The following is a 1,331-nucleotide window of genomic DNA, read 5'->3' on the forward strand; positions in this document are numbered from 1 at the left end:
GCTGCCGTCGGTGCTGGTCGCGGTCGGCTTCTCGATCTCCTGTGCCGGGTTCGTGGCGGTCAACCACGGCCTGACCGAGGCACACTTCACCTTCTTCGTGGCGGTGGCCGCGCTCGCCCTCTACCGCGACTGGGCGCCGTTCGGCGCGTTCCTGATCGTCACCGTGCTGCACCACGCGGTCTCCGGCGGCCTCTTCAGCGATCGCACGTTCGACCACCACCAGGCCATGGAGCACCCGCTGCTGTGGGCGCTGCTGCATGGGCTGGCGGTGCTCGCCGCCGCCGCCTTCCAGGTGATCGCGTGGAAGCTCACCGAGCTCGAGGAGCGCCGCGCCCAGGAGAACCTGGACGAGAGCGAGGCGCAGCTCAACATGGCGTTCGACGAGACGCCCGTGCCGATGGCGATGTTCTCCCCCGACGGCCTGATTCTGCGCACCAACGCGGCGTACCACGCATGGATGCGCGTGCCACGGCCGCTGCCGCCCGGGTTCTCGGTCTCCGACCTGCCGCTCGACCGGATGCCGGGCGACGAGCAGGACCTCTTCAGCGACCTGCTGGCCGACGGCGACGCGGTCACCGTCACCCGCTCGTACCGGCGGCGCGACGACGGCTCGATCATGCACATCGAGATCCACAGCAACGGGCTCTTCGACGCCGACGGCCGGCTCCGGATGATCTTCGTGCACTGCGTCGACGTCACCGCGCAGCACGAGCACCGGGCCGAGCTGCAGCGGCAGGTCCGGATCGATCCGCTCACCGGGCTGCTCTCCCGCGCCGCCTTCGACGCCGACCTGACCGCACTGCTGGACACCTCGGCCGCCCCGGCCGGCGTGCTCTACCTCGACGTCGACCGGTTCAAGGCGATCAACGACGGCTCCGGGCACGGCGCCGGCGACGATGTCCTGCGGGCGGTCGCCGACCGGCTGCGCGCGGTGGCGCCGACCGGCTCGCTGATCGCCCGGTTCGGTGGCGACGAGTTCGTGGTCGCGCTGTCCGGCACGATCGAGCGGGCCTGGGCCGCGGGCCGGGCCGTGCTGGACGCCTTCACGGTCCCGCTGCCGCTGCCCGGCGCCGGCTCGTCGACCCGGATCTCGGTCAGCGTCGGCGTGGCCGTCGCCGACGGTCCGGGCCGGGCCGAGCACGGCGTCCTGGCCGCGGACACCGCGATGTACGCCGCCAAGAAGGCCGGCGGCAACCGGGCCGAGGTCTTCAGCGACACGATGCGGGTGGCCGTGCAGCAGCGGATCACCGCCGAGGCGCAGCTCCGCGAGGCGCTCGACGGCGACCGCGAGCAGAACCTGCCCGTCTGGTTCCAGCCGATCGCGTCCTCGG

General features: G+C 72.5%; 1 protein-coding gene. It reads left to right on the forward strand.

Annotated features, from left to right (window positions below; all coding sequences use genetic code 11):
• The coding region (locus AB0M20_RS43920; RefSeq protein ID WP_364307468.1) for a diguanylate cyclase at nt 1-1,331 on the forward strand (1,331 nt) is incomplete at both ends.

The sequence above is a fragment of the Actinoplanes sp. NPDC051633 genome (genome assembly GCF_040681735.1).
In the GTDB taxonomy this organism is placed as follows: Bacteria; Actinomycetota; Actinomycetes; order Mycobacteriales; family Micromonosporaceae; genus Actinoplanes.